Below are 24,837 nucleotides of genomic sequence, written 5' to 3' on the forward strand. Positions count from 1 at the left end.
TCGCGGAAGGCCCGAAGGTCCCCTCCTTTCCCCCGTAGGGCGTATGCGGTATTAGCAGTCGTTTCCAACTGTTATCCCCCTCGACTGGGCAGATCCCTAGGCATTACTCACCCGTCCGCCGCTCGCCACCTCAGGAGTAAACTCCCTTGTGCTGCCGCTCGACTTGCATGTGTTAGGCCTGCCGCCAGCGTTCAATCTGAGCCATGATCAAACTCTTCAATTAAAGTTTTGTTGCTTCCGTCTTGCGACKTCAGCGGCTCAATGAATTCTGATTTTTTGTTTCTCGCTAAAGAAACAAACTGTACATATTRCTATGAACACTCATTGTTACATTGATTTAAATTTTTGACTGCCAACCCGAAGGTTAAGCAGTTTCGATTAACTCAACACCTGTGAGTGTCCACACAGATTTCTTGTTTTATCTTGTTAAAGAGCAACTCAACCTCATAAGAGAAGGTGAGTACCACACTGAGCGTCGAACGCTTCCAGTTGGCTAGGGCTGCGTATTCTACGCATTTCCCGTTTCGCGTCAAGGAGTTTTTTACAACTTCTTGCTGCGATTGAATTAAGTGCCATTCTCAACGGAGAGTAACCTGCTTAATTCAACCTAACTCGTCAGCTAGCTTTCGCTGTCTGCCGTGTCAGTGGATGCGCATTATAGGCAGTGAAACTTTTTGTGCAAGGGCTTTTTAAATGAAAAAAGATCGCATGGCGATCTTTTAAACAATGGCGATTATTTTACATGCAAAGTGCCCATTAATTGGGCTTTTTGCTGCCTTTATCGATAAAACCTTGGATTAACGAGACGGCTTTTACGTCATCCCAATCAACATAGGATCGAACAAAGGCAATTAATTGACCCTGTTGATCAAGAATAAAGGTCGCAGGAATCGTGTCGAGCGGAAAAACGTTCCCAAGACTTTGTGGTTGATCGTAGTAAGAGTTAAAATTCGCCATACCCAATGAACTTAAGAACGGCTGAACCTGCTGCTTACCTTCTGCATCAATAGAGATAGGCAGTACGACAAAATCTTCAGTCTTGAACTTAGTTGCTAACCTTTCGATTGCAGGCAACTCTCTGACACATGGCGGACACCAAGTCGCCCATATGTTAACCATAATGATCTTGCCTTTAAATTGGCTGAAGTCGATAGCTTTACCATCGACATCATTAAAGGCAACAGGCTCAATAGGAAAAGTCTTTGGCAGTACATTGATCAAATCAACCGTTGATTCCATCGGTTTAGCCGTTTGCTGCATACCAGGGTACGCATGCGCGACCCCAGCAACAAATACCGAAAGAATGGATGACAACATGAATGCCGTTATGACTTTATGCTTCATTTTGTATTGCGCTTTAGCAAGGTATCTAACTCGCGCTGATCTTCTGCGCTAATTTCGTTCGGCACATTACCGCCAATACGTTGCTTACGAATGAAGATAAATCCAATCACTAGACCCAGAAGTAATAAACCAATAGGACCTAACCAGAGAATGTAGGTCTTGGTTTCCATCTTAGGTTTATAGAGAACAAACTCACCATAACGACTGGTCATAAACTCGATGATCTCATCATCCCCTTTTCCTTCGTCAACCATCTTGAATACCTCAAGACGCAGATCTCGAGCAACGGGTGAATTGGAGTCAATCAAATTTTGGTTTTGACACTGTGGACAACGTAGTTCATGGGCCAAAGACAAACCGCGCTTTTGATTTTCAGGTGACTTGAATTCGTAAGTATCAACTGGTGTTGCCATGACAGCGGTCGTCATGCTGAACATCAGCACTAGACCACCTATGATTTTTATCAGCGTTCTCATGCTGCGCCATCCTTCGCTGCTTCAGCTTGTAATTGTTGGATCATAGGGTAAAGGGTTTCACTCCATACACGTTGGTCAATTGGACCTGCATAACGGAAACGGATAATACCGTTGTGATCAACAATAAAACTCTCTGGAGCACCATAAACGCCAAGATCTAATCCTAAACGCCCATCTTTATCATAAATATTAACGTTGTAGGGATCGCCCTGACGTTTTAACTCTTCTAACGCAGGAACACGCTCATCACGATAGTTGATCCCGTAAATTGGCAGAAGATTTTTACGTTTTAGCATCACTAAGAAAGGATGCTCATATTTACAAGATGGACACCACGTCGCCCATACGTTAAGTAATGATACCTTACCTTTTAATTGCTCATTCGTTATGATCTCAGCCGGTGTTTCTAGTCGTTCCAGTTGGAAAGCCGGAATAGGCTTCCCTTCCAGTGCTGAATCCAATTGCTGCGGATTCAGAAATAACCCTTTATAGAGAAACACCCCCATGGCGAGAAATATGACCAATGGGATAAACAGAACCAACTTCTTCATACATTCCCCAATTATTGAGCCGTTGCCAATTTTGCCTTTTCGGCCAAAGGCGCGACGGCTGCAGTGACTTTCGCACGGTAACGTTTATCCGATGCAGCGAAGAATCCACCTATCATCATGAAAATTGCCCCAAACCACAACCAACGCACGAACGGCTTATAGTTTAAACGAACCGCAAATTCAGTGCTGGTAATAGGGTCACCCATAGTTACGTACAAGTCACGGAATAGACCCCAGTCAATACCGGCTTCTGTCATATCCATAGTTCGCACATTATATTGACGACGATCTGGTTTTAGTAATGTCAGTAGCTCATCGCCCTTGTAGATCTCTATCTGTCCCTGCTGTGCAGTGTAGTTAGGACCCACTACGTTTTTGGTCTCGAGATACTTAAAAGTATAACCGGCAAGTTCTTGGCTTACACCAGGTCCCATACGAACACTTTTCTCAATCGAGTAATTTGACACCATAGTGGCACCAATCACAGAAACGGCAATACCGAGATGCGCAAAGATCATACCAAGCTGACTACGGCCCATGCGGCTGATGCTGATATCACCTTCTTTCGACTTGACCATGTTATAGGCCGCTCTTGCGGTAGCCAGAATAATCCAAGCCGCGGCAGCAATACCAAAGGCAACCCAAATATTGAATGCACCATCGACGATAAAAGGAGTCACAATACCGATAGCAGCAGCAATCATTGCTGGGATCAATAGCTGACGCTTAAGCTCGCCCGCTTTCGATTTTTTCCAACGAATAATTGGACCAATACCCATAAAGCCAAATAGCACTAATACGATAGGCACGAACACCGCATTAAAGTATGGGGGTCCAACAGAGATTTTACCCATGCCAAGCGCGTCGATGAGCAATGGATATAATGTACCCAATAGTACCGTACCTGCGGCAACCGTCAGTAGCACATTACACACTAAGAGCATAGTTTCTTTAGACTTAAGTTCGAAACGGGCTGGACTACTCATTTCACTAGCACGTAAAGCAAACAGTGTTAATGAACCGCCAACCGCTAAACCAAGTAACAACAGAATGAACATACCGCGGCTTGGATCGGCTGCGAATGAATGCACTGAGGTTAATACACCTGAGCGAACAATAAAGGTACCAAGCAAACTTAAAGAGAAAGCAAAAATAGACAGTAATACAGTCCAGTTACGGAAGGCGCCGCGTTTCTCAGTCACAATCAAAGAGTGAACAAGCGCAGTACCCACTAACCAAGGCATAAAAGAGGCGTTCTCAACAGGATCCCAGAACCACCAACCGCCCCAGCCTAATTCATAATAAGCCCACCAAGATCCTAGTGCGATACCGCCCGTAAGGAAGGTCCAAGCAGCCAATGTCCATGGACGAGTCCAACGAGCCCATGCAGAATCGAGACGGCCGCTCATCAGCGCAGCAATCGCAAATGCAAAGCTTACAGAGAAGCCCACATAACCCAAGTACAACATAGGAGGATGGAAGATTAATCCCACGTCCTGCAGCATTGGATTTAAGTCACGACCTTCGGCTGGGATCGGGAATAAACGTTCAAATGGGCTAGATGTGAGTAGCATAAACAAACTAAAGCCAATCACAATAAGAGCCAATACTGCCAGCACACGGGCAGTAAACACTTCTTCTAAACCTTTGCTAAACAAGGCAACCGCAGCCGCCCAAGTTGATAAAGCAAACACCCAAAATAACAGTGACCCTTCATGACCGCCCCATACGGCCGAGATCTTAAAGAAGATAGGTAACTGAGAATTTGAATGATGTGCCACATAGGCGACCGAGAAATCATCGACGGCAAAACTATAAGCCAGCACGACAACAGATAAGGTAATAAAAAAGAACATTCCGTACGTTAATGGCCAAGCGTACCTAACAAGGTATTGGTCTTTTCTGGCAACACCTATTAGGGGGACGCTGATTAATAAGAAGGCAAAAGCCACCCCTATTATCAACGCAAAGTGTCCAAGTTCTGGGATCATGGGTTTTCCTCAGTCTTCAATAATATGTTGATTTAGAAAGACTCTATCTCAACGCACAACATGCTATTCACGCAAATGCACGAAATTTTGCTCATTTTAGTATTTGCTATTGTTCCTGTCTGCCTCTTTCGTACAAAACTGGGTTACTTGTCTCATTCTCAATTTTAGAGGTCGATGAAAGTCACGGAAGAGGCTCAGTTCTGCATGTGACCGACAAATGACACTTAAGTTTCATACAAAATTTACAAGAAGAATCAATTTGTGAACCAGTGCCCAACTATAAGCTTTCAGCACTGGGATTACCTTATATTACTGTTCAATGAACAATCTTTACGTATAATCTTGCTTCCAAGCCTAGCGGTTACTCCGCTTTCTGCAAACTAAAGTGAATATAGAAACAATGACGACATTTTGGATTTTTATTGCGCTTGTTATGTTAGTCGGCCTGATGCTGATTTGGATCCCGCACTTCAGACAGCAAAAATTGCTGAAAACGGAAGAAGCTGGAGTTCGTAAACAAACGAACCTTGAATTGTTCAATGAGCGCTTAGGCGTTCTTGAAAAAGAATTAAGTGAAGAGCTACTCGATCAAGCCGAATTTGATGCATTGAAGAAAGAACTGGAAATCAGTCTACTCCAAGACATCAAACAAGCGAACGACGATTCACTGGTCAACCAAATAAAGCCAAAGACGATTCTGTGGCCGTCGATCATGTCAGTTTGTTTGATTGTCATCTCAGGCTATCTCTATCAACACTTAGGTGCCTTCGAGAATATTGATAGTGCTCAACAACCTGCGAATCCACATGCAGGAATGGATACGGCTCAAATCATGATGCAACGCGTGCAGATGATGGAAGCTCAAGTTAAAGCCGAGCCAGAAAACAGCCAACTGTGGTTTAGCTTAGGTCATGCTTATGTATCAGCAAACCAATATGATAAAGCGATTGCGGCTTTCGATAAAGTAATCGAATTAGTCGGAAAGCATGCAGAATTGCTCGGTCCAAAAGCAACGGCGATGTATTACAAAGCGGGTCAACAAATGACACCGCAAATCCAAGCTCTTATCGATGAGTCCTTAGCTATGGATGCCCAAGATCCTTCAACGCTACTGCTCGTGGGTATGGATGCTTTCTTTACTGCTGACTACAAGAAAGCCATCACCTCTTGGCAAACGATTTTAGATAGCGGTCGTGCCGACGTTGATCGTGCAGCTCTTATGAATGCAATCGAAACCGCTAACTTACGCATGCAGTCGGAAACCGCTGGCATGCCAAATGATGATGCACATAAGCAAGTCAAAGCGAGTGCTAAATCTGTCAATGTCACTATATCTATCTCTGCAGAACTTGCGGCTAAAGCCAGTCCAGAAGACACCATTTTCATCTTTGCCCGTGCAACTGAAGGACCTAAAGTCCCATTAGCTGCAACCAAAGTCAGTGCTAAGTCTTTCCCGATTACAGTGACATTAGATGACAGCAGCGGTATGGGTGGTGATGTAAAGTTAAGCGATGCAGCCAATGTGGAAGTGATTGCTGTACTATCTAAACAAGGTAATATCAAACCGCAAACGGGTGATATTCAAGGCAAGATCAGTAAAGTCGCCGTAGGCGATACAGCGAACCTAGTACTTGATACTCAAGTGCAATAAATCGCAGTTAATTGCAGATATAAAAAAACCGGCTTTCGCCGGTTTTTTTATATCTGAAGAATTACTTAGCTGTAGACATAAATTTGATAGCAGCTTTGTAATCATCATCAGTACAATCAGTACACATACCGCCTGGTGGCATAGCATTCAGACCGGTTTTCACACTCTTCACTAGAGCGTCAACACCCTTAGCTAAGCGTGGTTCCCATTCTGCAGCGTTGTGCACTTTTGGAGCACCAGCAACACCCATGCTGTGGCATACGGTACATGCCTTATTATAAATAGCCTCAGCATCTTGAGCTGAAGCGTTAACTGACATAGTCAAAGCAGCGACAGCAGTCATTGCTAACAGTTTTTTCATGTTCAATGTTCCTAATGCAAATACGTACAAAGCTCGGCGCCGCCCTTACTTAGGCAGACTCATTATAGCCGACTAAGATTACTACAAACTTCAAGAAATCTCATCTTTTTGTGATTAGAATCTCAACACAAAATGAATCAGGCGACAAGGATGACAAATTCGTTAATATATTAGCAAGTCGTAAAAAAGTTCGATAAATATTGCGGTTATTGGAACCACATCATATTGCTGACATCTAGTGCAAACCAAGAGTAAACCCCCAATAACGTTTGTGTTAGAATGACTTGTGTTTCCTTCCGGCTTGAGATAGAGGGTTCAGTGACAAATATAACTAAAGAAACCACATTAGTGTCAGCCAGCAAGCTGACCTGTATCCGCGAAGAACGTATCCTTTTTGATGAGTTAAGTTTTGATATAAATGCCGGTGACATTGTTCAGATTGAAGGCCCTAACGGCGCAGGAAAGACCAGTTTATTACGCATATTGGCGGGCCTTTCTCGCCCCTATGCCGGACAAACTTTTTACATTAATGAAGACATAAACCGTTGCCGCGATGAATACAATGAAGACCTCTTGTATTTAGGCCATTTAGCTGGCGTGAAATGCGAGCTGACTGCCGAAGAAAACCTTAATTTCAATTTAAGAATCAGTGGTTATGATGACTTTGATACGTCAGAGATTTTAGCCAAAGTCAATTTAACGGGCTTTGAAGAAGCTCTCGCGGGGCATTTATCCGCAGGCCAGCATCGCAGAACAGCGCTATCAAGATTGTGGCATAGCAACTGTAAAATTTGGATCCTTGACGAACCTTTTACTGCAATTGATAAAAAAGGCGTCGAAGAACTGGAGCAGTTATTTATTCAGCATGCGGATAATGGTGGTTGTGTGATCCTCACAACTCACCAAGATATGGGCATTATCACAGATGATAGGCTTCGTAAAATTCGTCTCGATTATCGCTTCATATAAGGTCAGGCTCAATGAAAAGAGGCATCAGTTTTACCCAAGCATTTTTCACCTTGCTGCAGCGAGATCTTAAAATTGCTATTCGCCACCGCGGCGACATTTTTAACCCACTGCTATTTTTTATTATGGTCGTTACCTTGTTTCCGCTGGGAATTGGACCAGAGCCGCAAATGTTAGCACGTGTGGCACCGGGGATAATTTGGGTAGCCGCATTATTAGCATCAATGTTGTCACTTGAAAGGCTTTTCAAAGCCGACTTTAGTGATGGTAGCTTAGAACAAATGCTATTAAGCCCACAGCCATTAGCCATTCTCGTATTAGCTAAAGTGTTAGCCCACTGGATTTTAACAGGTGTGCCACTGATTATTATCGCACCACTGTTAGCGGTATTACTCAATCTAGACGGCAACAGCTACGGTGCGTTAATTTCAACGCTTGCGCTAGGCACGCCAGTATTGTCGCTGTTAGGTGCTATTGGTGTGGCATTAACCGTCGGTCTAAGGAAAGGCGGCGTGTTACTCAGCTTACTTATTTTGCCCCTATATATCCCAGTACTCATTTTTGCAACGAGTGCTATAGACGCGGCAGGAATGAATTTACCCTATGATGGTCAGCTCGCTATAATAGGCGCTATGCTGGTCGGATCGTTAACCTTAGCACCTTTTGCAATTGGTGCATCTCTGCGAGTGAGTACTAACTAAAATGTGGAAATGGTTACACCCTTACGCGGATCCTGAACGCGCATATAAATTATCAGGAACTTTATTTCCATGGTTTGCGATCTTAGCCGGTCTATTGATTGCTGTTGGCACGACATGGGGACTTGTCTTCGCGCCGACGGATTACCAGCAGGGAGATAGCTACCGTATTATCTTTATCCATGTTCCTGCCGCGTCTATGTCAATGGCGGCTTATATGGGTATGGCAACCGCGGCCTTTATCGGTCTAGTTTGGCAGATAAAACTTGCCGACTGGGCTGCAGCATCTATTGCTCCCATTGGCGCAGTGATCACCTTTATCGCACTCTTTACCGGAGCAGCATGGGGTAAACCTATGTGGGGTGCCTGGTGGGTATGGGATGCACGCTTAACTTCTGAGCTGGTATTACTATTCCTATATCTAGGTGTGATCTCGCTCTATGCCTCATTTGAGGATAAAGTGCTCGCAGCTCGTGCAGCAGGGATCTTAGCGATCGTCGGTGTGATCAATATTCCTATCATCAAATACTCAGTTGAATGGTGGAGCTCATTACATCAACCGTCGACAATACGCATTACCGAGAAATCGACAATGTCGACGGAAATGCTCTATCCACTGTTAATTAACATACTGGGCTTCGGTCTTATGATTGGCGCCATCACTATTGTCCGTTTTAGAGCAGAAATTTTAGCAAGAAATGGCATGCGCCCTTGGGTCCGTGAACTAGCTAAAGCGGAGGAGGTCAAATGATGCAATTCGATTCAATCAGTGATTTTTTTAATATGGGCGGCTATGCATTCTATGTATGGCTATCCTACGGAGTGACCTTCTTCTGCCTCTCTACGCTCATCATTACCAGCGCACGCCAAAAGCGTAAGGTGTTAATTGATATCGCGAAGAAGATGGATAGAGAAGAACGCCTAAAAGAAACCAGGAGTACTAAATCGTGAACCCAAGACGCAAAAAAAGACTGACATTAGCTGTAGCATTAATCGGTGGCGTTGCTGCGATTACTTCGCTTTTGCTCTATGCGCTGAACTCCAACTTGAACTTATTCTATACTCCGTCTGAAATTGTCCACGGCAAGACAGACACTGGCGTAAAACCTGAAATTGGCCAACGTATTCGTGTCGGCGGAATGGTGACGGTAGGTTCTATGGTGCGAGATCCCAAAAGCTTACATGTCGAATTTGCAGTGCATGACTCCCTCGGTGGCGAAGTACTGGTCACTTATGACGACCTATTGCCCGATCTTTTCCGTGAAGGACAAGGCATTGTTGCTCAGGGTGTACTGGGTGCTGATGGCAAACTAGAAGCAACTGAAGTACTGGCCAAGCATGATGAAAACTACATGCCACCAGAAGTCGCTGAAGCCATGGGCCAAAAGCACGAAAAGTTAGATTATAGCCAGCAAAAGGCACCAGATACTAAGTAGGTTATTGATGGAACAGCAATAGCGTACAAACTAAGCCTCCTAGCTTAATAACTAGTGAGGCTTTTTTATTATCTCAATATGCACAATTAAAGGTGGACTATACTCTAGGCAGCGCCAATACCTAAGACTGCATATGATTCAAATAAGACAACTAAACTCTAGTTTGCAACACATTCTAAGCTTCCTAATTATCTGCTTGGTAGGCCTCTCTCAGGAAGCCATTGCTGCTAAAGTTGTTGTTATCGAAAGCTACCATCATAGCTATCAATGGGACCAAGAATACTATCAAGCGATTTATGACACGCTCAGCCCTCACCACGATGTTAGTTATTTCGAGATGGATACCAAACGCTTACCCCAAGCGCAATTTGCTGAACGGGCTGACTTAGCATGGAAATATATTCAACAACAAGCACCTCAATTGGTTATTCTCGCCGATGATAATGCGGTTAATCTCTTACACCAGCGCCTAAATGACAGCCTAATCCCAGTAGTCTATTTAGGGGTGAACATGAATCCTAGAGAATATCATCTCAATGAACACAAACGCTTCACAGGCGTCATTGAGAGACCACTATTACGACGTTCACTACTGCTCATTCAACGTTTACTACCGCAAACTGTGCATAGAAAAATCTTAGTTCTATTCGACCAAGGAGTCACCTCTGACTCAGCGGCTGAATACATCAGTAAACAACACTCAAGCATGTTAGGCGATATCGAAGTTAATTTAGTGCAATTGTCACAGCTAACGGATTGGCAGCGGAATGTATTGACCGCGAAGGAACAGGGTTATAACGCTATAGTCGTGGCGCTATACCACACAGTTAGAGATGCAGATAATCGCTCAGTAGATGCAGATCAGCTCCTAAAATGGATATCTGAACATACTCCGGTACCGAATTTTGGGTTTTGGGGATTTAGTGTCTCTGCTGAAGGCAATATTGGTGGCTATGTTCTCGATGGCTATCATCATGGCAAGATTGCAGCGAATATGGCGACAAAAATACTCGGCGGCGAGAAACCCGAAAATATTTTCCCAGTAACAGATGATCTTGGAAAATACATGTTTAGCCAGAAAGGCTTAGCTAAATGGAATATCGTCCTCCCAAAAGAAATCGAGAAAACTACACTTTGGGTAAAATAGTAAAAAAGGCATAAAAAAGCCGGGCTAATGCCCGGCTTTTTAAAAGTGTAACCTTAATTACTCAGCAGCTTCAACATCAACAGCTTGAGCAGCTTCTGGGCGACCAACTAGCTCGATGTAAGCCATAGGGGCTTTATCACCAGCACGTAAACCGCACTTAAGGATACGGGTATAGCCACCAGGACGTTCCTGGTAACGTGGACCCAACTCAGTAAATAACTTACCAACGACTTCAGCGTCGCGAGTACGTGCAAACGCTAAACGACGGTTTGCAACGCTGTCACTCTTAGCAAGTGTTATCAGAGGCTCAACTACGCGACGCAGTTCTTTCGCTTTAGCCACAGTTGTCTTGATGATCTCATGACGAACTAGTGAACCGGCCATGTTGCGAAACATGGCTTGGCGATGACTGCTGTTACGGTTTAGTTGACGACCACTCTTACGATGGCGCATGACCTAATCCTTATAACCTAAATCTGTACAAACCTGAGACTTATAGGTCGTCTGCTAAACTAGCTGGAGGCCAGTTTTCCAAACGCATACCTAACGACAGTCCGCGAGAAGCTAAAACATCCTTAATTTCAGTAAGAGATTTCTTACCTAAGTTCGGGGTTTTCAGCAACTCAACTTCAGTGCGCTGTACCAGATCTCCGATGTAATGAATCGCTTCGGCTTTCAAGCAGTTAGCCGAACGTACAGTTAGCTCTAAATCGTCGACAGGACGCAGCAGAATCGGATCGAATTCCGGTTTCTCTTCTTTCAGCTCTGGCTCAGTCACGTCACGTAACTCTACAAACGCATCTAGCTGTTCAGCCAGAATAGTTGCAGAACGACGGATAGCTTCCTCAGGATCGATAGTACCGTTTGTGGTCATATCAATAACGAGTTTATCTAAGTCAGTACGCTGTTCTACACGTGCTGCTTCTACATTGTAGGCAATACGTGCAACTGGCGAGAAAGAAGCATCAACCAGCAAGCGGCCGATTGGGCGATCATCGTCTTCGGTCTGTGCACGAGCAGATGCTGGTACATAACCACGACCACGCTCAACGCGAATACGCATGCTGATATCATTGTTACCTGTCAGATGACAGATAATATGATCAGGATTCACGATAGTGACATCACCATCATGCGTGATATCTGCTGCGATGACAGGGCCTGCGCCGGACTTGCTCAACGTAAGCATAGCCTCGTCTTTACCCTCGATGGTCACTGCTAACCCTTTCAGGTTTAACAAGATCTCAAGGATATCTTCTTGAACGCCTTCCTTACTGCTGTATTCGTGCAGTACACCGTCAATCTCGACTTCGGTAACCGCGCAGCCGGGCATAGACGACAATAGGATGCGACGCAACGCGTTACCTAAAGTGTGGCCGAAACCACGCTCAAGTGGTTCCAATGTAACCTTGGCACGTGTTGAGTTAACCTGCTCGATATCAACGAGACGCGGTTTAAGAAATTCTGTAACAGAACCCTGCATTGTGTCCTCTCTTGTTTGTTAGCCTTACTTAGAGTAAAGCTCGACGATCAGCTGTTCGTTAATTTCCGCAGACAAATCGCTACGTTCTGGAACGCGCTTGAAAGCACCTTCCATTTTCGCGTTGTCGACTTCAACCCATGTAGGCTTCTCGCGTTGAGCTGCCACTTCTAAAGCCGCTTTAATACGAGCTTGAGTACGTGACTTCTCGCGGATGCTCACAACATCATTCGCAGACACTTTGAATGATGGAATGTTAACAACACGACCGTTAACCATAATAGATTTATGGCTTACTAGCTGACGTGATTCTGCACGAGTTGCACCGAAGCCCATACGATAAACAACGTTATCAAGACGGGTTTCTAAAAGCTGAAGCAGGTTTTCACCTGTGTTGCCTTTAGTACGTGCAGCATCTTTGTAATAGTTACGGAATTGTTTTTCTAACACACCGTAAATACGACGAACTTTTTGTTTTTCGCGTAACTGAGTACCGTACTCTGACAAACGTGGCTTACGAGCGCCATGTTGTCCAGGTGCAGTTTCCAGTTTACACTTTGAATCGATTGCTCTCACACCGCTTTTTAAGAAAAGGTCTGTACCTTCTCGGCGGCTGAGCTTGAGCTTGGGACCCAAGTATCTTGCCATGATCTTTCTCCAACTATCCTAATGAAACGGCGTTATACACGACGCTTTTTAGGAGGACGACAACCATTATGAGGGATCGGCGTCACATCGGTAATGTTGGTAATTTTATAACCAACAGCGTTCAGCGCACGAATGGCTGACTCACGACCTGGACCTGGACCCTTCACAAACACTTCAAGGTTTTTTAAACCGTAGTCTTGAGCAGCAGCACCTGCACGCTCAGCAGCCACCTGTGCAGCAAATGGAGTAGATTTACGTGAACCACGGAAACCTGAACCACCTGAAGTAGCCCATGACAACGCATTACCTTGACGATCTGTAATGGTGACAATAGTGTTGTTGAAAGAAGCATGGATATGAGCCATGCCATCTGCAACCTGTTTACGTACGCGCTTACGCGGAGAACGTGACGGAACTTTAGCCATTGCTTTACCTTCCCGTTACTTTCTAATAGGTTTACGTGGACCTTTACGCGTACGCGCATTGGTCTTAGTACGTTGCCCACGGAGAGGCAGGCTACGGCGATGGCGGAGACCACGATAACAACCAAGATCCATAAGACGCTTGATGTTCATTGAAATCTCACGACGTAAGTCACCTTCTACTAGGTATTTGGCGACTTCTTCGCGTAGTGTGTCTATTTGAGCTTCGCTCAATTCCTTGATCTTAGCAGTTTCAGCGATTGCTGTAGCCGCGCAGATTGCTCTAGCGCGAGTACGGCCGATGCCGAAAATTGCAGTCAATGCGATGACTGTATGCTTTTGATCAGGAATGTTAATGCCAGCGATACGGGCCACTATGCACTCCTTAAAGTTAAAGGCCAACTGCGAAAAGCCCGAAAGGATACTCGACAGTCGACAGATTTGCAAACAAAATTTTGTTCAGCCCAATTCATGGGCTGAACAAATTACTTTTTAGCCTTGACGCTGTTTGTGTTTTGGTTCAACACAGATAACGCGTACAACGCCACTACGCTTGACGATCTTGCAGTTACGGCAGATCTTCTTCACGGAAGCTCGAACTTTCATTTCATCACTCCGTAAAGCTACTTAGCGACCAAAGCGATCTAAATTCGCTTTGTTAACTAGGTTAGCTTTCTTCATCACAGACTCATACTGATGAGACATCATATGCGTCTGAACCTGAGCCATGAAGTCCATGATTACGACTACCATAATTAGTAGTGAAGTACCGCCGAAATAAAACTGTACTTTCCACGCAATTAACATGAACTCCGGAATTAAGCAGATAAAGGTTATGTATAACGCGCCTGCCAATGTCAAACGGGTCATAACTTTATCAATGTAACGCGAAGTCTGTTCTCCAGGACGGATCCCAGGGATGAATGCACCACTCTTCTTCAAGTTATCTGCTGTTTCACGTGGGTTAAACACCAACGCAGTATAGAAGAAACAGAAAAAGATAATCGCTGTTGCATATAATAATGAGTAAAGCGGTTGGCCAGGTGACACAGCAAGTGAAAAATCACTTAACCATGACATGGACTCATTTTGACCGAACCACTGAGCCAGTGTTCCAGGAAACAAAATGATGCTTGACGCAAAAATTGGCGGAATAACACCTGCCATGTTTATTTTCAGCGGTAGATGGGTACTTTGCGCAGCGAACACCTTACGGCCTTGCTGACGCTTGGCATAGTTAACGACGATACGACGCTGACCACGTTCCACAAACACTACAAAATAAGTCACTGCAAACACAATTACCGCGAGCAACAACAATACTAACACATTCAAGTCACCTTGACGCGCCTGCTCAGCCGTTTGGCCGATAGCGGAAGGTAATCCAGCAACAATACCTGCGAAAATCAAAATCGAGATACCATTACCTATACCACGTTCGGTAATTTGCTCACCTAGCCACATAAGGAACATAGTTCCTGTTACTAAGCTCACAACCGCAACAAAGTAGAATCCAAATCCAATGTTGACCACAAGGCCTGGCACTAAATTTGGTAACCCGGTTGCAATACCGACCGACTGGAATGTACCCAGCACTAAGGTACCCCATCTGGTATATTGACTGATTTTCTTACGTCCTGATTCGCCTTCCTTTTTCAATTCAGCGAGTGCAGGATGTACGACAGTCAACAGTTGCATGATAATCGATGCCGAAATGTACGGCATAATACCTAATGCAAAGATAGAGGCACGCTCAAGGGCACCACCCGAGAACATGTTAAACATGCCAAGGATGGTTCCACTTTGCTGAGCAAACAGCTCTGCTAATACAGCTGCGTCAATACCAGGAATTGGCACAAACGAACCGGCTCTAAAGACGATAATCGCACCAATCACGAACAGGAGGCGAGCTTTCAATTCTGAAAGTCCACCTTTCGCGCTTTTTAAATCAAGTCCTGGTTTTGCCATCGACGTATTATTCCTCGATCTTACCGCCGGCAGCTTCAATAGCTGCACGTGCACCTTTGGTTACCTTCAGACCTTTAACAGTCACAGGGCGCTCAATGGTACCTGAAAGAACAATTTTCGCAAACTGGATGTTGCGAGTTATTACGTTCGCATCTTTCAGAGCGTTTAAGTCGATAACATCACCGTTAACTTTTGCCAGTTCGAGTACACGAACTTCAGCTGTTACCATAGCGCGACGCGAGGTAAAACCAAATTTAGGTAAACGGATTTTCAGTGGCATTTGACCACCTTCGAATCCTGGGCGTACACCGCCACCAGAGCGAGACTTTTGGCCTTTATGACCACGACCCGCTGTTTTACCTAGACCTGAGCCCATACCACGGCCTACACGCTTTGGTGCATGCTTAGAGCCTGCAGCTGGAGATAGAGTATTTAAACGCATCTATTAATCCTCCACCTTAACCATGTAGTAGACCTTGTTGATCATACCGCGAACAGAAGGAGTATCTTCTAATTCAACAGTATGACCAATGCGACGCAAACCAAGACCCGTTAGGGTTGCACGGTGCTTCGGTAAACGACCGATACCGCTTTTAGTTTGAGTAACTTTTACAGTTTTAGTTGCCATGGTGCATTACCCCCGAATTTCGTCAACATTCAGGCCACGCTTAGCTGCGATTTGCGAAGGTGACTTCATGTGCACCAAAGCATCGACAGTCGCGCGAACGATGTTGATCGGGTTAGTAGAACCGTATGCTTTTGACAGAACGTTATGCACGCCTGCTACTTCCAATACGGCACGCATTGCGCCACCGGCAATAATACCAGTACCTTGTGATGCAGGTTGCATGTACACAAGAGAACCAGTATGACGACCTTTAACTGGGTGATGCAGAGTACCTGCATTCAACTCAACGGTCACAATGTTACGACGAGCTTTTTCCATCGCTTTTTGAATCGCGGCTGGAACTTCACGTGCTTTGCCATAGCCATAGCCAATCTTACCGTTACCGTCACCCACTACTGTCAGTGCTGTGAAGCTAAAGATACGACCGCCCTTAACTACTTTAGAAACACGATTAACTGCAATTAATTTCTCTTGCAGATCGTCTTTTTGCTGAGCTTCTAATTTAGCCATTTTATAACCCCTTAGAACTTCAGGCCAGCTTCACGAGCTGCATCTGCTAAAGCAGCTACACGACCGTGATACTTGAAACCAGAACGATCGAACGCAACTGAAGTTACGCCTTTTTCGATCGCGCGCTCAGCAACAAATTTACCTACTGCTTTCGCTGCGTCTACGTTACCGGTACTCTTCAGTAGCTCTTTAACCGCTTTTTCTACGGTTGAAGCAGCTGCCAACACCTGAGCTTCAGGATTGATCACCTGAGCATAAATGTGACGCGGTGTACGATGTACAACCAGACGGTTCACGCCCAGCTCTTGGATCTTCTTACGAGCGCGAGTAGCGCGACGTAAGCGAGATGTTTTCTTATCCATATCGCGTTACCTACTTCTTCTTAGCCTCTTTACGGCGTACTACTTCGTCGTCATAGCGAACACCTTTGCCTTTGTATGGCTCTGGTGGACGGTATCCGCGAATCTCAGCAGCGACTTGGCCAATTAACTGTTTATCAACGCCACGTAGGACGATGTCAGTTTGGCTAGGGCACTCTGCAGTAACGCCTGCGGGCAGTTTGTGTACTAACGGATGAGAGAAACCTAAAGTAAGGTCAATATCAGCACCGACGAGTTTCGCACGGTAACCAACGCCAACTAACTTTAACTTACGCTCAAAACCTTGAGATACACCAACAACCATGTTGTTTACTAATGCACGAGTTGTACCAGCCTGTGCCCAAGCGTTAACAACGCCTTCAACAGGGAGGAACTTAACTACGCCGGCTTCAATAACAACATTGACCGCATTGTTGATCACTCGAGTCAGACTACCTTTTCCGCCTTTGACGGTAAGGGTCTGTTCGTTCAAGGTCACCTCTACGCCAGCTGGAATAGATACTGGTGCTTTTGCTACACGAGACATTCCTAGCTCCTTAAGCTACGTAGCAGATAACCTCGCCACCCATGCCTGCAAGGCGGGCGGCACGATCAGTCATCAAGCCTTTAGAAGTGGACACAATTGCGACACCCAGACCGCCCATCACCTTTGGAAGTTCGTTTTTACCTTTGTAAATACGAAGACCAGGGCGACTTACACGCTGGATAGTCTCAACGACTGGTTGGCCTTGGAAATACTTTAAAGTAACTTCCAGTTCAGGCTTGGCTTCATCTGCTACGGCGTAATCAGCAATATAACCTTCATCTTTAAGTAGTTTCGCAATTGCGACTTTCAACTTAGCTGAAGGCATCTTCACTGATACGTGGTTAGCAGCTTGGCCGTTACGAATACGGGTTAACATATCCGCAATAGGATCTTGCATGCTCATATTAGCTTACTCCGTGACAAGTGCTTACCAGCTGGCCTTACGCAGGCCAGGAACTTCACCACGCATGGTTGCTTCACGTAATTTGATACGGCTTAAGCCGAATTTACGTAAGAAGCCATGAGGGCGACCAGTTTGATTACAACGATTGCGTTGACGCGCAGCGCTGGAATCACGTGGTAGAGCTTGCAGCTTAAGAACCGCATCCCAACGATCTTCGTCAGAAGAAGCTGGACTTGCAATGATAGTCTTAAGAGCCGCACGCTTTTCAGCGTACTTGGCCACGAGCTGTGCACGTTTAGCTTCACGTGCTTTCATTGATGTTTTTGCCATTACGCTACCCTTATTTCTTGAATGGGAAGTTAAAAGCGTCTAACAAAGCACGACCTTCTTCATCATTCTTCGCAGTAGTAGTGATAACAATATCCATACCACGAATCTTATCGATTTTATCGTAATCGATTTCTGGGAAGATGATCTGCTCACGCACGCCCATTGCGTAGTTACCACGGCCGTCAAACGCTTTAGCGCTTAAGCCACGGAAGTCACGAATACGTGGGATTGCGATATCGACTAAACGCTCTAAGAATTCCCACATACGCTCACCGCGTAGGGTCACTTTACAGCCAATAGGGTAGCCTTCACGGATTTTAAAACCAGCAACTGACTTACGAGCTACAGTCACAACTGGCTTTTGACCAGCGATTGCAGTCATATCACGGACAGCATGGTCCATGATTTTCTTGTCTGCAACAGCTTCGCCAACACCCATGTTCAGGGTGATTTTCTCAATCCGAGGGACTTGCATGACACTGGTATAACCGAACTTTTTAGCAAGTTCAGCGACAACAGTCTCTTGGTATTTATCATGCAGTTTCGCCATCGTTTACTCCAATTACTTAACGAGTTCACTGTTCGATTTGAAGAAACGAACTTTTTTGCCGTCTTCAAAGCGGAAACCAACGCGATCAGCTTTGCCAGTGGCAGAGTTGAAAATCGCTACATTTGATGCTTGTATCGGTGCTTCTTTCTCAACAATACCGCCAGCTACGCCCAATTGTGGGTTTGGCTTTTGGTGTTTTTTGACAAGATTGATGCCTTCAACAATCAATTTACCAGTAGGAAGGACTTGAGAAACTTTTGCACGTTTACCCTTGTCTTTACCTGCTAATACAATCACTTCGTCTTCACGACGTATTTTAGCTGCCATTTTGAAGCTCCTTACAGTACTTCTGGTGCCAGCGAGACAATTTTCATAAATTGCTCATTACGCAATTCACGTGTCACTGGTCCAAAGATACGAGTACCAATCGGCTGCAGGTTGTTGTTCAAAAGAACAGCTGCATTCCGATCGAAGCGAATGACAGAACCGTCTGGACGACGTACGCCTTTCTTAGTACGGACTACCACCGCGTTATACACATCGCCTTTCTTCGCTTTAGCGCGAGGAATCGCTTCTTTAACAGAAACTTTGATGATGTCGCCGATACCGGCATAACGACGATGAGAGCCACCCAAGACCTTAATACACTGAACTCTGCGTGCGCCGCTGTTACAAGCAACGTCAAGAGTCGATTGCATTTGGATCATTTTAAGTGCTCCGCTATCGTTACTACACAATTCCCACTATGGGACAATAAAAACACTCATTTTTGCTATTAATTTAGTCAAAAATGGCGCGCAAATATAACACCATAAAAGTGGAATGTATAGTATTAAAAAACAAACGGCCCCACATTCTGGAGCCGTTTACCTAAATACCTAATTAACTTAGGCCTTTGATACTACTTCAACCAGGGTCCAAGACTTAGTCTTAGACAAAGGACGACATTCGCGAATCGCTACTAAATCGCCTTCATTGCACTGATTCGTTTCGTCATGTGCATGGATCTTTGTCGTACGCTTAATGTATTTCCCATAAATTGGGTGTTTCACTTGGCGTTCGATAGCAACAGTAATGGACTTGTCCATTTTGTTGCTAGTTACACGACCCTGCAAAGTACGGATTTTATCAGACATTATGCACCCGCCTTAGAAGTAATAATGGTCTTAACGCGCGCAATGTTACGGCGCACCAATTTCAGTTGATTAGTCTGAGTCAACTGACCAGTGGCGTGTTGCATACGCAGGTTGAACTGCTCACGCAGCAGACCAAGTAGTTCAGCGTTCAGTTCTTCAACGCTCTTTTCTCTCAGTTCGCTCGCTTTCATTACATCACCGTCTTAGTTACGAAGGTAGTCTTAATTGGAAGCTTGGCAGCAGCCAAAGCAAACGCTTCACGAGCGATCACTTCAGAAACACCATTCATCTCATAAAGAACCTTACCAGGTTGAATCTGACATACCCAGTATTCAACGTTACCTTTACCTTTACCCATACGCACTTCAAGAGGCTTAGAGGTAATCGGCTTGTCCGGGAAAACTCGAATCCAAATTTGTCCCTGACGCTTAATGTGACGTGTCATGGCACGACGTGCAGATTCGATCTGACGTGCAGTTAAACGGCCACGGCCGACTGCTTTCAGACCAAAAGTACCAAAGCTAACTTCGGTACCGTTCGCTAGACCGCGGTTGCGGCCTTTGAACATCTTGCGAAACTTCATACGTTTAGGTTGCAGCATTGCCGGCTCTCCTATTTACCACGAGGCTTGCGCTTAGGTTGCTGCTGCTTCGGCTCTTCAATCTGTGGCAGCATTCCGTCTAGAACTTCACCTTTGAAGATCCAAACTTTAACGCCAATCACACCGTATTGGGTGTGACTTTCAGATGTAGAATAGTCGATATCAGCACGCAAAGTATGTAAAGGTACACGACCTTCACGATACCACTCATCGCGCGCAATCTCAGCTCCGCCTAAACGGCCACTAACTTGTACTTTGATACCTTGAGCACCAATACGCATTGCGTTTTGAACTGCGCGCTTCATAGCACGACGGAACATTACGCGACGCTCTAATTGCTGTGCAATAGAGTCAGCAACTAACTTGGCATCTAGCTCAGGTTTACGGATCTCAGCGATGTTAATTTGAGCAGGAGTGCCAGCAAGTTTTGACACTGCAGCACGCAATACTTCAACGTCTTCACCTTTCTTACCGATCACAACACCTGGACGGGCAGTGTGAATGGTAACGCGGATGCTTTTCGCTGGACGCTCGATAACAATCTTAGATACTGAAGCAGCTTGTAATTTCTCTACAAGAAACTTACGCACTTCCCAGTCGCTGTTCAGGTTACTTGCGTAATCTGATTTATCTGCGTACCAGGTAGAGATCCAAGGCTTGGTGATACCCAGACGGATACCATTAGGATGTACTTTCTGTCCCATTGCTCTCTCCTAGCGATCTGATACAACCACAGTAATGTGGCTGGTACGCTTCATGATACGATCAGCGCGGCCTTTAGCACGTGGCATGATACGCTTCATAGTTGGGCCTTCATCTACGAAGACGGCTCCGACTTTAAGCTCATCAATATCCGCGCCTTCGTTGTGTTCGGCGTTTGCGATAGCTGAGTCAAGTACTTTTTTAACCAGTACGGCGGCTTTCTTGGGGCTGAAAGTCAAAATTTCGAGGGCCTTAGCAACAGGCAATCCACGAATTTGATCAGCAACCAGACGGGCCTTCTGCGCAGACGTACGGGCAAAACGATGTTTAGCTAAAACTTCCATCTTATTCCTCCCGTATTAACGCTTCTTCGCTTTCTTATCTGCAGCATGGCCGCGATAAGTGCGAGTTGGTGAAAATTCACCAAGTTTGTGGCCGATCATTTCGTCAGTTACGAACACAGGAACGTGCTGACGACCATTATGGACAGCGATGGTCAAACCAATCATATTTGGAATGATCATAGAGCGACGTGACCAAGTCTTAATAGGCTTTTTGTCACCGGCTTCCATCGCTTTCTCTACCTTCTTCAGCAAGTGCAGGTCAATGAAGGGACCTTTCTTGAGAGAACGTGGCATGGCGAATCCTCTTACTATTTATTACGACGACGTACGATGTACTTGTCAGTGCGCTTGTTACTACGAGTTTTATAACCCTTAGTTGGCACACCCCATGGAGTCACTGGGTGACGACCACCAGAAGTACGGCCTTCACCACCACCGTGTGGATGGTCTACTGGGTTCATTGCAACACCACGCACTGTAGGACGTATGCCTCTCCAGCGCTTAGCACCTGCTTTACCTAACTGGCGTAGCATGTGTTCGGCATTACCAACTTCACCAAATGTCGCGCGGCAATCAACTGGCACTTTACGCATTTCGCCAGAGCGAAGACGTAGAGTGGCATATGCGCCATCACGAGCAACAACTTGTACATAAGCACCTGCAGAACGAGCGATCTGAGCACCTTTACCAGGCTTCATTTCAACTGCGTGAACTACAGAACCTACTGGGATGTTGCGCAGTGGCATAGCGTTACCGGTTTTGATCTCGGCAGCAACACCAGACTGGATCTTATCGCCAGCTTGCATGCCTTTGGCAGCAAGAATATAACGACGCTCACCATCCGCATACAATACTAACGCGATGTTAGCAGTACGGTTTGGATCGTATTCCAGACGCTCAATCTTTGCAGGGATACCATCTTTATCGCGTTTGAAGTCGATTAGACGATAATGCTGCTTATGACCACCACCTACGTGACGGACAGTGATACGGCCAGTATTGTTACGGCCACCACTTTTAGATTTTTTCGCCAACAAGCCAGCAAAAGGTTTACCCTTGTGCAGGTCAGTGTTCACCACTTTAACTACGTGGCGACGACCTGGAGAGGTTGGCTTACACTTAATAACTGCCATGATAATTCTCCTTTGCTTACTCAGCGCCGCCGACGAAATCGATGTCAGCACCAGCAGCTAGAGTCACATAGGCTTTTTTCCAATCGCTACGACGACCAGTACGGCCACCAGTGCGTTTAGTTTTGCCTTTGCTCACTAAAGTGCGAACTGAATCAACTTCAACTTCAAATAGCTTGGCAACAGCAGCTTTAATTTCAGCTTTAGTTGCATCGATAGCTACGCGGAAAACAACAGTGTTGTGCTTCTCAGCGTTCACAGTGCTCTTTTCAGAGATATGTGGAGCGAGAATAACTTTTAGCAAACGTTCTTCGCGGATCATCATGCTAGCATCTCCTCGATTTGCTTCACTGCGTCAGCAGTCACAAGCACAGTGTTGAAGGCGATCAGACTCACTGGGTCTAGACCCGCTACATCACGAACGTCAACCTTGTACAGGTTACGAGCTGCTAAGAATAAGTTCTCATCAACTTCTGCAGTCACAATCAGAACGTCTTCAAGGTTCATTGCTTTCAATTTAGCTTTCAGCTCTTTAGTTTTAGGAGCTTCAACACCGAAAGATTCAACAATAACCAAACGCTCTTGACGTACCAATTCAGACAGAATGCTTCTCAGCGCGCCGCGGTACATCTTTTTGTTAACTTTTTGGCTGTGATCTTGGGTTTTAGCAGCGAATGTTACGCCACCGCCACGCCAGATTGGGCCTTTAACAGAACCAGCACGAGCACGGCCAGTTCCTTTTTGGCGCCAAGGCTTTTTGCCTGAGCCAGTTACTTCCGCACGAGTCTTTTGAGCACGAGTGCCCTGACGCGCGTTTGCAGCGTATGCTACAACTACCTGATGAACCAGTGCCTCGTTAAAGTCACGGCCGAAGGTAGTTTCGGAAACTTCAAGAGCGCTTTGCGCGTCTTTCAATACCAATTCCATTACTATCTCCTCAGACCTTAAGCTTTAACGGCAGGCTTGATAATCAAGTCGCCATTGGTAGCGCCAGGAACAGCGCCACGGACTAGTAGCAGGTTACGCTCAACATCTACACGAACAACAACTAGATTTTGAGTAGTAACACGCTCGGCACCCATATGGCCTGACATTTTTTTGCCTTTGAATACGCGACCAGGCGTTTGGTTCTGACCGATAGAACCATTCGAGCGGTGCGACAAAGAGTTACCGTGAGTCATATCTTGAGTACGGAAGTTCCAACGCTTAACGCCGCCTTGGAAGCCTTTACCTTTTGATTGACCAGTAACATCAACTTTCGCTACGTCTGCGAAAATATCAACATTTAGCTCAGCACCAACTTCAATGCCCTCGCCTTCACCGTCTACCAAACGCATTTCCCACAAACCACGACCGGCTTCAACGCCGCTCTTGGCAAAGTGACCTGCTTCTGGTTTAGTGATGCGATTGGCTTTTTTGGTGCCAGTTGTAACTTGAAGTGCACGGTAGCCGTCAGTTTCTAAAGTTTTCACTTGAGTAACACGGTTGCCTGCAACTTCAATTACAGTAACTGGTATTGAAACACCATCTTCAGTGAAGATGCGAGTCATACCAACTTTACGACCAATAAGACCGATAGCCATCTCTCAAACCTCTTCTTACTAGGATCTCAATTAACCCAAGCTAATCTGTACGTCGACACCAGCCGCAAGATCTAAACGCATTAACGCGTCAACAGTCTTTTCAGTTGGCTCTACGATGTCAACCAGGCGCTTGTGTGTACGTAATTCGTACTGGTCACGAGCATCTTTATTAACGTGCGGAGAGATCAAAATGGTATAACGCTCTTTGCGAGTAGGTAGTGGAATTGGACCACGAACCTGCGCGCCTGTACGCTTAGCAGTTTCAACGATTTCCGCTGTAGACTGATCAATTAAGCGATGATCAAATCCCTTTAAGCGGATACGGATTCTTTGGTTCTGCATTGACCAGAGCTCCTAAAATGGACATATAAAAAATCACCCTCTAGCTTCTTCAATATAGAAAAGCAGAGCGAGATGATTTAACCGTTCGACTCCCAATCGGAGCCGCTATGATAATGATTAACTTCAGCGACTAATCATTTAATTCGTCAACCTAAGTCGACGAGGGGGCCATTATACCTATCTAAATCCGGATATCAAGCCCGCTGTGTAAATAGTCATCAAATAACTATTTAACTTCAGAGTGGCGAGCATTTTACACAAATTTGTGAATAAAACCAGCCCTCAAACAAAAAAGGAAGCCGAAGCTTCCTTTTCAAACTAATTTCTATCGCAATTAAGCGATGATTTTAGCTACTACACCAGCACCAACTGTACGACCACCTTCACGGATTGCGAAGCGTAAACCTTCGTCCATCGCGATTGGGCAAATCAGAGTCACTACCATTTTGATGTTGTCGCCAGGCATTACCATCTCTACGCCTTCTGGCAGTTCGATAGTACCGGTTACGTCAGTTGTACGGAAGTAGAACTGT

Annotated in this window: 40 protein-coding genes, 1 rRNA gene and 1 pseudogene; 7 read left to right on the plus strand and 35 right to left on the minus strand. The window is 45.4% G+C overall.

Annotated elements, in window-relative coordinates; all coding sequences use genetic code 11:
• The 5 genes from L5M37_RS23105 to L5M37_RS23125 all read right to left on the minus strand — a co-directional run.
• Positions 1-223 (minus strand): 16S ribosomal RNA (locus tag L5M37_RS23105); the annotation flags it as partial.
• 533 nt (positions 224-756) lie between these two features.
• A complete protein-coding gene (locus L5M37_RS23110) occupies positions 757-1,344 on the minus strand; it encodes a TlpA family protein disulfide reductase (protein WP_263170165.1) in 588 nt (195 codons plus the stop codon).
• A complete protein-coding gene (gene nrfF / locus L5M37_RS23115) occupies positions 1,341-1,820 on the minus strand; it encodes a heme lyase NrfEFG subunit NrfF (protein WP_105251045.1) in 480 nt (159 codons plus the stop codon). The genes L5M37_RS23110 and nrfF overlap by 4 nt, the downstream gene beginning before the upstream one ends.
• A complete protein-coding gene (locus L5M37_RS23120; RefSeq protein WP_105251044.1) occupies positions 1,817-2,371 on the minus strand; it encodes a DsbE family thiol:disulfide interchange protein in 555 nt (184 codons plus the stop codon). Before L5M37_RS23120 ends, nrfF begins: the two co-directional genes overlap by 4 nt.
• Positions 2,372-2,382: 11 nt before the next feature.
• Positions 2,383-4,362 carry a heme lyase CcmF/NrfE family subunit gene (locus L5M37_RS23125; protein WP_113941594.1) on the minus strand — a complete coding sequence of 660 codons (1,980 nt, stop codon included), beginning with the start codon at positions 4,360-4,362 and terminating at the stop codon, positions 2,383-2,385.
• A 400-nt stretch (positions 4,363-4,762) separates the two neighbouring features.
• Here L5M37_RS23125 and ccmI point away from each other — a divergent pair, with 400 nt between their 5' ends.
• Entirely contained in the window at positions 4,763-6,013 is a 1,251-nt protein-coding gene (gene ccmI / locus L5M37_RS23130) for a c-type cytochrome biogenesis protein CcmI (protein WP_168827730.1), read from the plus strand.
• A gap of 61 nt (positions 6,014-6,074) precedes the next feature.
• Here ccmI and L5M37_RS23135 read toward each other — a convergent pair whose 3' ends face one another.
• Positions 6,075-6,374, minus strand: a complete 300-nt coding sequence (locus tag L5M37_RS23135; RefSeq protein WP_105251041.1) for a c-type cytochrome — start codon at positions 6,372-6,374, stop codon at positions 6,075-6,077.
• Positions 6,375-6,692: 318 nt separating this feature from the next.
• On the opposite strand from L5M37_RS23135, the gene ccmA reads away from it, so the two are divergent.
• From ccmA to L5M37_RS23165, 6 genes are all read left to right on the plus strand, one after another.
• The gene (gene ccmA, locus L5M37_RS23140) at positions 6,693-7,343 is read left to right on the plus strand and encodes a cytochrome c biogenesis heme-transporting ATPase CcmA (protein WP_131525727.1); all 651 of its coding nucleotides are present in this window, start codon (positions 6,693-6,695) and stop codon (positions 7,341-7,343) included.
• A gap of 11 nt (positions 7,344-7,354) precedes the next feature.
• On the plus strand, positions 7,355-8,041 hold the full coding sequence (gene ccmB / locus L5M37_RS23145; RefSeq protein WP_006079706.1) for a heme exporter protein CcmB: 687 nt from the start codon (positions 7,355-7,357) through the stop codon (positions 8,039-8,041).
• Position 8,042: 1 nt separating this feature from the next.
• Complete coding sequence (locus L5M37_RS23150; protein WP_105251039.1) at positions 8,043-8,789, plus strand: heme ABC transporter permease; 747 nt, start codon at positions 8,043-8,045, stop codon at positions 8,787-8,789.
• On the plus strand, positions 8,789-8,989 hold the full coding sequence (gene ccmD / locus L5M37_RS23155) for a heme exporter protein CcmD (protein WP_105253042.1): 201 nt from the start codon (positions 8,789-8,791) through the stop codon (positions 8,987-8,989). Before L5M37_RS23150 ends, ccmD begins: the two co-directional genes overlap by 1 nt.
• Positions 8,986-9,474 carry a cytochrome c maturation protein CcmE gene (gene ccmE / locus L5M37_RS23160; protein ID WP_105251038.1) on the plus strand — a complete coding sequence of 163 codons (489 nt, stop codon included), beginning with the start codon at positions 8,986-8,988 and terminating at the stop codon, positions 9,472-9,474. Before ccmD ends, ccmE begins: the two co-directional genes overlap by 4 nt.
• Before the next feature lie 196 nt (positions 9,475-9,670).
• Positions 9,671-10,621 carry an ABC transporter substrate-binding protein gene (locus tag L5M37_RS23165; protein ID WP_263201890.1) on the plus strand — a complete coding sequence of 317 codons (951 nt, stop codon included), beginning with the start codon at positions 9,671-9,673 and terminating at the stop codon, positions 10,619-10,621.
• A 57-nt stretch (positions 10,622-10,678) separates the two neighbouring features.
• Here the strand turns inward: L5M37_RS23165 and rplQ are convergent, their stop codons facing one another.
• From rplQ to tuf, 29 genes and pseudogenes are all read right to left on the minus strand, one after another.
• On the minus strand, positions 10,679-11,074 hold the full coding sequence (rplQ, locus tag L5M37_RS23170) for a 50S ribosomal protein L17 (protein WP_006083573.1): 396 nt from the start codon (positions 11,072-11,074) through the stop codon (positions 10,679-10,681).
• A 40-nt stretch (positions 11,075-11,114) separates the two neighbouring features.
• Positions 11,115-12,104 carry a DNA-directed RNA polymerase subunit alpha gene (locus L5M37_RS23175; protein WP_006083574.1) on the minus strand — a complete coding sequence of 330 codons (990 nt, stop codon included), beginning with the start codon at positions 12,102-12,104 and terminating at the stop codon, positions 11,115-11,117.
• A gap of 24 nt (positions 12,105-12,128) precedes the next feature.
• Positions 12,129-12,749: a 30S ribosomal protein S4 gene (gene rpsD / locus L5M37_RS23180; protein WP_006083575.1), complete on the minus strand. Its 621-nt coding sequence runs from the start codon at positions 12,747-12,749 to the stop codon at positions 12,129-12,131.
• Positions 12,750-12,781: 32 nt separating this feature from the next.
• Positions 12,782-13,174 (minus strand): 30S ribosomal protein S11, encoded by a 393-nt coding sequence (gene rpsK / locus L5M37_RS23185; protein ID WP_006083577.1) that lies wholly within the window; start codon positions 13,172-13,174, stop codon positions 12,782-12,784.
• Positions 13,175-13,189: 15 nt separating this feature from the next.
• Positions 13,190-13,546: a 30S ribosomal protein S13 gene (rpsM, locus tag L5M37_RS23190; RefSeq protein ID WP_011787581.1), complete on the minus strand. Its 357-nt coding sequence runs from the start codon at positions 13,544-13,546 to the stop codon at positions 13,190-13,192.
• A gap of 117 nt (positions 13,547-13,663) precedes the next feature.
• On the minus strand, positions 13,664-13,777 hold the full coding sequence (gene rpmJ, locus L5M37_RS23195; protein ID WP_006083579.1) for a 50S ribosomal protein L36: 114 nt from the start codon (positions 13,775-13,777) through the stop codon (positions 13,664-13,666).
• Between the two features lie 21 nt (positions 13,778-13,798).
• Positions 13,799-15,139 carry a preprotein translocase subunit SecY gene (gene secY, locus L5M37_RS23200; protein WP_007644459.1) on the minus strand — a complete coding sequence of 447 codons (1,341 nt, stop codon included), beginning with the start codon at positions 15,137-15,139 and terminating at the stop codon, positions 13,799-13,801.
• Between the two features lie 7 nt (positions 15,140-15,146).
• Positions 15,147-15,581, minus strand: a complete 435-nt coding sequence (gene rplO, locus L5M37_RS23205) for a 50S ribosomal protein L15 (protein WP_006083581.1) — start codon at positions 15,579-15,581, stop codon at positions 15,147-15,149.
• A gap of 3 nt (positions 15,582-15,584) precedes the next feature.
• Positions 15,585-15,767 carry a 50S ribosomal protein L30 gene (gene rpmD, locus L5M37_RS23210; protein WP_006083582.1) on the minus strand — a complete coding sequence of 61 codons (183 nt, stop codon included), beginning with the start codon at positions 15,765-15,767 and terminating at the stop codon, positions 15,585-15,587.
• Between the two features lie 6 nt (positions 15,768-15,773).
• Complete coding sequence (gene rpsE, locus L5M37_RS23215; protein ID WP_006083583.1) at positions 15,774-16,277, minus strand: 30S ribosomal protein S5; 504 nt, start codon at positions 16,275-16,277, stop codon at positions 15,774-15,776.
• An 11-nt stretch (positions 16,278-16,288) separates the two neighbouring features.
• Entirely contained in the window at positions 16,289-16,639 is a 351-nt protein-coding gene (gene rplR / locus L5M37_RS23220) for a 50S ribosomal protein L18 (RefSeq protein WP_006083584.1), read from the minus strand.
• Positions 16,640-16,649: 10 nt separating this feature from the next.
• On the minus strand, positions 16,650-17,183 hold the full coding sequence (gene rplF / locus L5M37_RS23225) for a 50S ribosomal protein L6 (protein ID WP_105251036.1): 534 nt from the start codon (positions 17,181-17,183) through the stop codon (positions 16,650-16,652).
• A gap of 10 nt (positions 17,184-17,193) precedes the next feature.
• Entirely contained in the window at positions 17,194-17,586 is a 393-nt protein-coding gene (gene rpsH / locus L5M37_RS23230) for a 30S ribosomal protein S8 (RefSeq protein ID WP_006083586.1), read from the minus strand.
• Between the two features lie 24 nt (positions 17,587-17,610).
• The gene (rpsN, locus tag L5M37_RS23235; RefSeq protein WP_006083587.1) at positions 17,611-17,916 is read right to left on the minus strand and encodes a 30S ribosomal protein S14; all 306 of its coding nucleotides are present in this window, start codon (positions 17,914-17,916) and stop codon (positions 17,611-17,613) included.
• 10 nt (positions 17,917-17,926) lie between these two features.
• Positions 17,927-18,466: a 50S ribosomal protein L5 gene (rplE, locus tag L5M37_RS23240; protein ID WP_006083588.1), complete on the minus strand. Its 540-nt coding sequence runs from the start codon at positions 18,464-18,466 to the stop codon at positions 17,927-17,929.
• A 12-nt stretch (positions 18,467-18,478) separates the two neighbouring features.
• A complete protein-coding gene (gene rplX / locus L5M37_RS23245; protein WP_006083589.1) occupies positions 18,479-18,793 on the minus strand; it encodes a 50S ribosomal protein L24 in 315 nt (104 codons plus the stop codon).
• An 11-nt stretch (positions 18,794-18,804) separates the two neighbouring features.
• Positions 18,805-19,173 (minus strand): 50S ribosomal protein L14, encoded by a 369-nt coding sequence (gene rplN / locus L5M37_RS23250; protein ID WP_006083590.1) that lies wholly within the window; start codon positions 19,171-19,173, stop codon positions 18,805-18,807.
• Positions 19,174-19,353: 180 nt separating this feature from the next.
• A complete protein-coding gene (rpsQ, locus tag L5M37_RS23255; RefSeq protein WP_006083591.1) occupies positions 19,354-19,602 on the minus strand; it encodes a 30S ribosomal protein S17 in 249 nt (82 codons plus the stop codon).
• Positions 19,602-19,793, minus strand: coding sequence for a 50S ribosomal protein L29 (gene rpmC, locus L5M37_RS23260; RefSeq protein ID WP_006083592.1), 192 nt, complete (start codon positions 19,791-19,793; stop codon positions 19,602-19,604). Before rpmC ends, rpsQ begins: the two co-directional genes overlap by 1 nt.
• A complete protein-coding gene (gene rplP, locus L5M37_RS23265) occupies positions 19,793-20,203 on the minus strand; it encodes a 50S ribosomal protein L16 (protein WP_006083593.1) in 411 nt (136 codons plus the stop codon). Before rplP ends, rpmC begins: the two co-directional genes overlap by 1 nt.
• Before the next feature lie 11 nt (positions 20,204-20,214).
• Positions 20,215-20,907 carry a 30S ribosomal protein S3 gene (rpsC, locus tag L5M37_RS23270; protein ID WP_006083594.1) on the minus strand — a complete coding sequence of 231 codons (693 nt, stop codon included), beginning with the start codon at positions 20,905-20,907 and terminating at the stop codon, positions 20,215-20,217.
• A gap of 9 nt (positions 20,908-20,916) precedes the next feature.
• Positions 20,917-21,249 (minus strand): 50S ribosomal protein L22, encoded by a 333-nt coding sequence (rplV, locus tag L5M37_RS23275; protein WP_006083595.1) that lies wholly within the window; start codon positions 21,247-21,249, stop codon positions 20,917-20,919.
• 15 nt (positions 21,250-21,264) lie between these two features.
• On the minus strand, positions 21,265-21,543 hold the full coding sequence (gene rpsS, locus L5M37_RS23280) for a 30S ribosomal protein S19 (RefSeq protein WP_006083596.1): 279 nt from the start codon (positions 21,541-21,543) through the stop codon (positions 21,265-21,267).
• Between the two features lie 14 nt (positions 21,544-21,557).
• Complete coding sequence (gene rplB, locus L5M37_RS23285; protein WP_006083597.1) at positions 21,558-22,382, minus strand: 50S ribosomal protein L2; 825 nt, start codon at positions 22,380-22,382, stop codon at positions 21,558-21,560.
• A gap of 16 nt (positions 22,383-22,398) precedes the next feature.
• Complete coding sequence (gene rplW / locus L5M37_RS23290) at positions 22,399-22,701, minus strand: 50S ribosomal protein L23 (RefSeq protein ID WP_025008843.1); 303 nt, start codon at positions 22,699-22,701, stop codon at positions 22,399-22,401.
• On the minus strand, positions 22,701-23,306 hold the full coding sequence (gene rplD, locus L5M37_RS23295; RefSeq protein ID WP_113941598.1) for a 50S ribosomal protein L4: 606 nt from the start codon (positions 23,304-23,306) through the stop codon (positions 22,701-22,703). The genes rplW and rplD overlap by 1 nt, the downstream gene beginning before the upstream one ends.
• A gap of 17 nt (positions 23,307-23,323) precedes the next feature.
• Positions 23,324-23,962 carry a 50S ribosomal protein L3 gene (rplC, locus tag L5M37_RS23300; protein WP_006083600.1) on the minus strand — a complete coding sequence of 213 codons (639 nt, stop codon included), beginning with the start codon at positions 23,960-23,962 and terminating at the stop codon, positions 23,324-23,326.
• A gap of 30 nt (positions 23,963-23,992) precedes the next feature.
• Positions 23,993-24,304, minus strand: a complete 312-nt coding sequence (rpsJ, locus tag L5M37_RS23305) for a 30S ribosomal protein S10 (RefSeq protein WP_006083601.1) — start codon at positions 24,302-24,304, stop codon at positions 23,993-23,995.
• Positions 24,305-24,638: 334 nt separating this feature from the next.
• Positions 24,639-24,837 (minus strand): annotated as a pseudogene (gene tuf, locus L5M37_RS23310) (elongation factor Tu); the annotation flags it as partial.

Origin of the sequence: Shewanella sp. SM69, assembly GCF_025653985.1 — a bacterium.
GTDB classification, from domain to species: domain Bacteria; phylum Pseudomonadota; class Gammaproteobacteria; order Enterobacterales; family Shewanellaceae; genus Shewanella; species Shewanella oncorhynchi.

Coding starts and splice junctions, on each gene's coding strand:
- L5M37_RS23110 (WP_263170165.1), bottom strand. CDS start 1,344: ATGAAGCATAAAGTCATAACGGCATTCATGTTGTCATCCATTCTTTCG.
- ccmI (WP_168827730.1), top strand. CDS start 4,763: ATGACGACATTTTGGATTTTTATTGCGCTTGTTATGTTAGTCGGCCTG.
- nrfF (WP_105251045.1), bottom strand. CDS start 1,820: ATGAGAACGCTGATAAAAATCATAGGTGGTCTAGTGCTGATGTTCAGC.
- ccmB (WP_006079706.1), top strand. CDS start 7,355: ATGAAAAGAGGCATCAGTTTTACCCAAGCATTTTTCACCTTGCTGCAG.
- rplQ (WP_006083573.1), bottom strand. CDS start 11,074: ATGCGCCATCGTAAGAGTGGTCGTCAACTAAACCGTAACAGCAGTCAT.
- ccmD (WP_105253042.1), top strand. CDS start 8,789: ATGCAATTCGATTCAATCAGTGATTTTTTTAATATGGGCGGCTATGCA.
- rplR (WP_006083584.1), bottom strand. CDS start 16,639: ATGGATAAGAAAACATCTCGCTTACGTCGCGCTACTCGCGCTCGTAAG.
- rplF (WP_105251036.1), bottom strand. CDS start 17,183: ATGTCTCGTGTAGCAAAAGCACCAGTATCTATTCCAGCTGGCGTAGAG.
- L5M37_RS23135 (WP_105251041.1), bottom strand. CDS start 6,374: ATGAAAAAACTGTTAGCAATGACTGCTGTCGCTGCTTTGACTATGTCA.
- rpsE (WP_006083583.1), bottom strand. CDS start 16,277: ATGGCTAAATTAGAAGCTCAGCAAAAAGACGATCTGCAAGAGAAATTA.
- rpsC (WP_006083594.1), bottom strand. CDS start 20,907: ATGGGACAGAAAGTACATCCTAATGGTATCCGTCTGGGTATCACCAAG.
- L5M37_RS23120 (WP_105251044.1), bottom strand. CDS start 2,371: ATGAAGAAGTTGGTTCTGTTTATCCCATTGGTCATATTTCTCGCCATG.
- L5M37_RS23125 (WP_113941594.1), bottom strand. CDS start 4,362: ATGATCCCAGAACTTGGACACTTTGCGTTGATAATAGGGGTGGCTTTT.
- rpsN (WP_006083587.1), bottom strand. CDS start 17,916: ATGGCAAAAACATCAATGAAAGCACGTGAAGCTAAACGTGCACAGCTC.
- secY (WP_007644459.1), bottom strand. CDS start 15,139: ATGGCAAAACCAGGACTTGATTTAAAAAGCGCGAAAGGTGGACTTTCA.
- rplV (WP_006083595.1), bottom strand. CDS start 21,249: ATGGAAGTTTTAGCTAAACATCGTTTTGCCCGTACGTCTGCGCAGAAG.
- rpmC (WP_006083592.1), bottom strand. CDS start 19,793: ATGAAAGCGAGCGAACTGAGAGAAAAGAGCGTTGAAGAACTGAACGCT.
- rpmD (WP_006083582.1), bottom strand. CDS start 15,767: ATGGCAACTAAAACTGTAAAAGTTACTCAAACTAAAAGCGGTATCGGT.
- rpsS (WP_006083596.1), bottom strand. CDS start 21,543: ATGCCACGTTCTCTCAAGAAAGGTCCCTTCATTGACCTGCACTTGCTG.
- rpsQ (WP_006083591.1), bottom strand. CDS start 19,602: ATGTCTGATAAAATCCGTACTTTGCAGGGTCGTGTAACTAGCAACAAA.
- rplX (WP_006083589.1), bottom strand. CDS start 18,793: ATGGCAGCTAAAATACGTCGTGAAGACGAAGTGATTGTATTAGCAGGT.
- rpsJ (WP_006083601.1), bottom strand. CDS start 24,304: ATGCAGAACCAAAGAATCCGTATCCGCTTAAAGGGATTTGATCATCGC.
- rplN (WP_006083590.1), bottom strand. CDS start 19,173: ATGATCCAAATGCAATCGACTCTTGACGTTGCTTGTAACAGCGGCGCA.
- rpsD (WP_006083575.1), bottom strand. CDS start 12,749: ATGGCAAGATACTTGGGTCCCAAGCTCAAGCTCAGCCGCCGAGAAGGT.
- rplE (WP_006083588.1), bottom strand. CDS start 18,466: ATGGCGAAACTGCATGATAAATACCAAGAGACTGTTGTCGCTGAACTT.
- rplP (WP_006083593.1), bottom strand. CDS start 20,203: ATGCTGCAACCTAAACGTATGAAGTTTCGCAAGATGTTCAAAGGCCGC.
- rpmJ (WP_006083579.1), bottom strand. CDS start 13,777: ATGAAAGTTCGAGCTTCCGTGAAGAAGATCTGCCGTAACTGCAAGATC.
- rpsH (WP_006083586.1), bottom strand. CDS start 17,586: ATGAGCATGCAAGATCCTATTGCGGATATGTTAACCCGTATTCGTAAC.
- L5M37_RS23150 (WP_105251039.1), top strand. CDS start 8,043: ATGTGGAAATGGTTACACCCTTACGCGGATCCTGAACGCGCATATAAA.
- rplB (WP_006083597.1), bottom strand. CDS start 22,382: ATGGCAGTTATTAAGTGTAAGCCAACCTCTCCAGGTCGTCGCCACGTA.
- L5M37_RS23175 (WP_006083574.1), bottom strand. CDS start 12,104: ATGCAGGGTTCTGTTACAGAATTTCTTAAACCGCGTCTCGTTGATATC.
- rplD (WP_113941598.1), bottom strand. CDS start 23,306: ATGGAATTGGTATTGAAAGACGCGCAAAGCGCTCTTGAAGTTTCCGAA.
- rplW (WP_025008843.1), bottom strand. CDS start 22,701: ATGATCCGCGAAGAACGTTTGCTAAAAGTTATTCTCGCTCCACATATC.
- rplO (WP_006083581.1), bottom strand. CDS start 15,581: ATGCGTTTAAATACTCTATCTCCAGCTGCAGGCTCTAAGCATGCACCA.
- rpsK (WP_006083577.1), bottom strand. CDS start 13,174: ATGGCTAAAGTTCCGTCACGTTCTCCGCGTAAGCGCGTACGTAAACAG.
- rplC (WP_006083600.1), bottom strand. CDS start 23,962: ATGGCTATCGGTCTTATTGGTCGTAAAGTTGGTATGACTCGCATCTTC.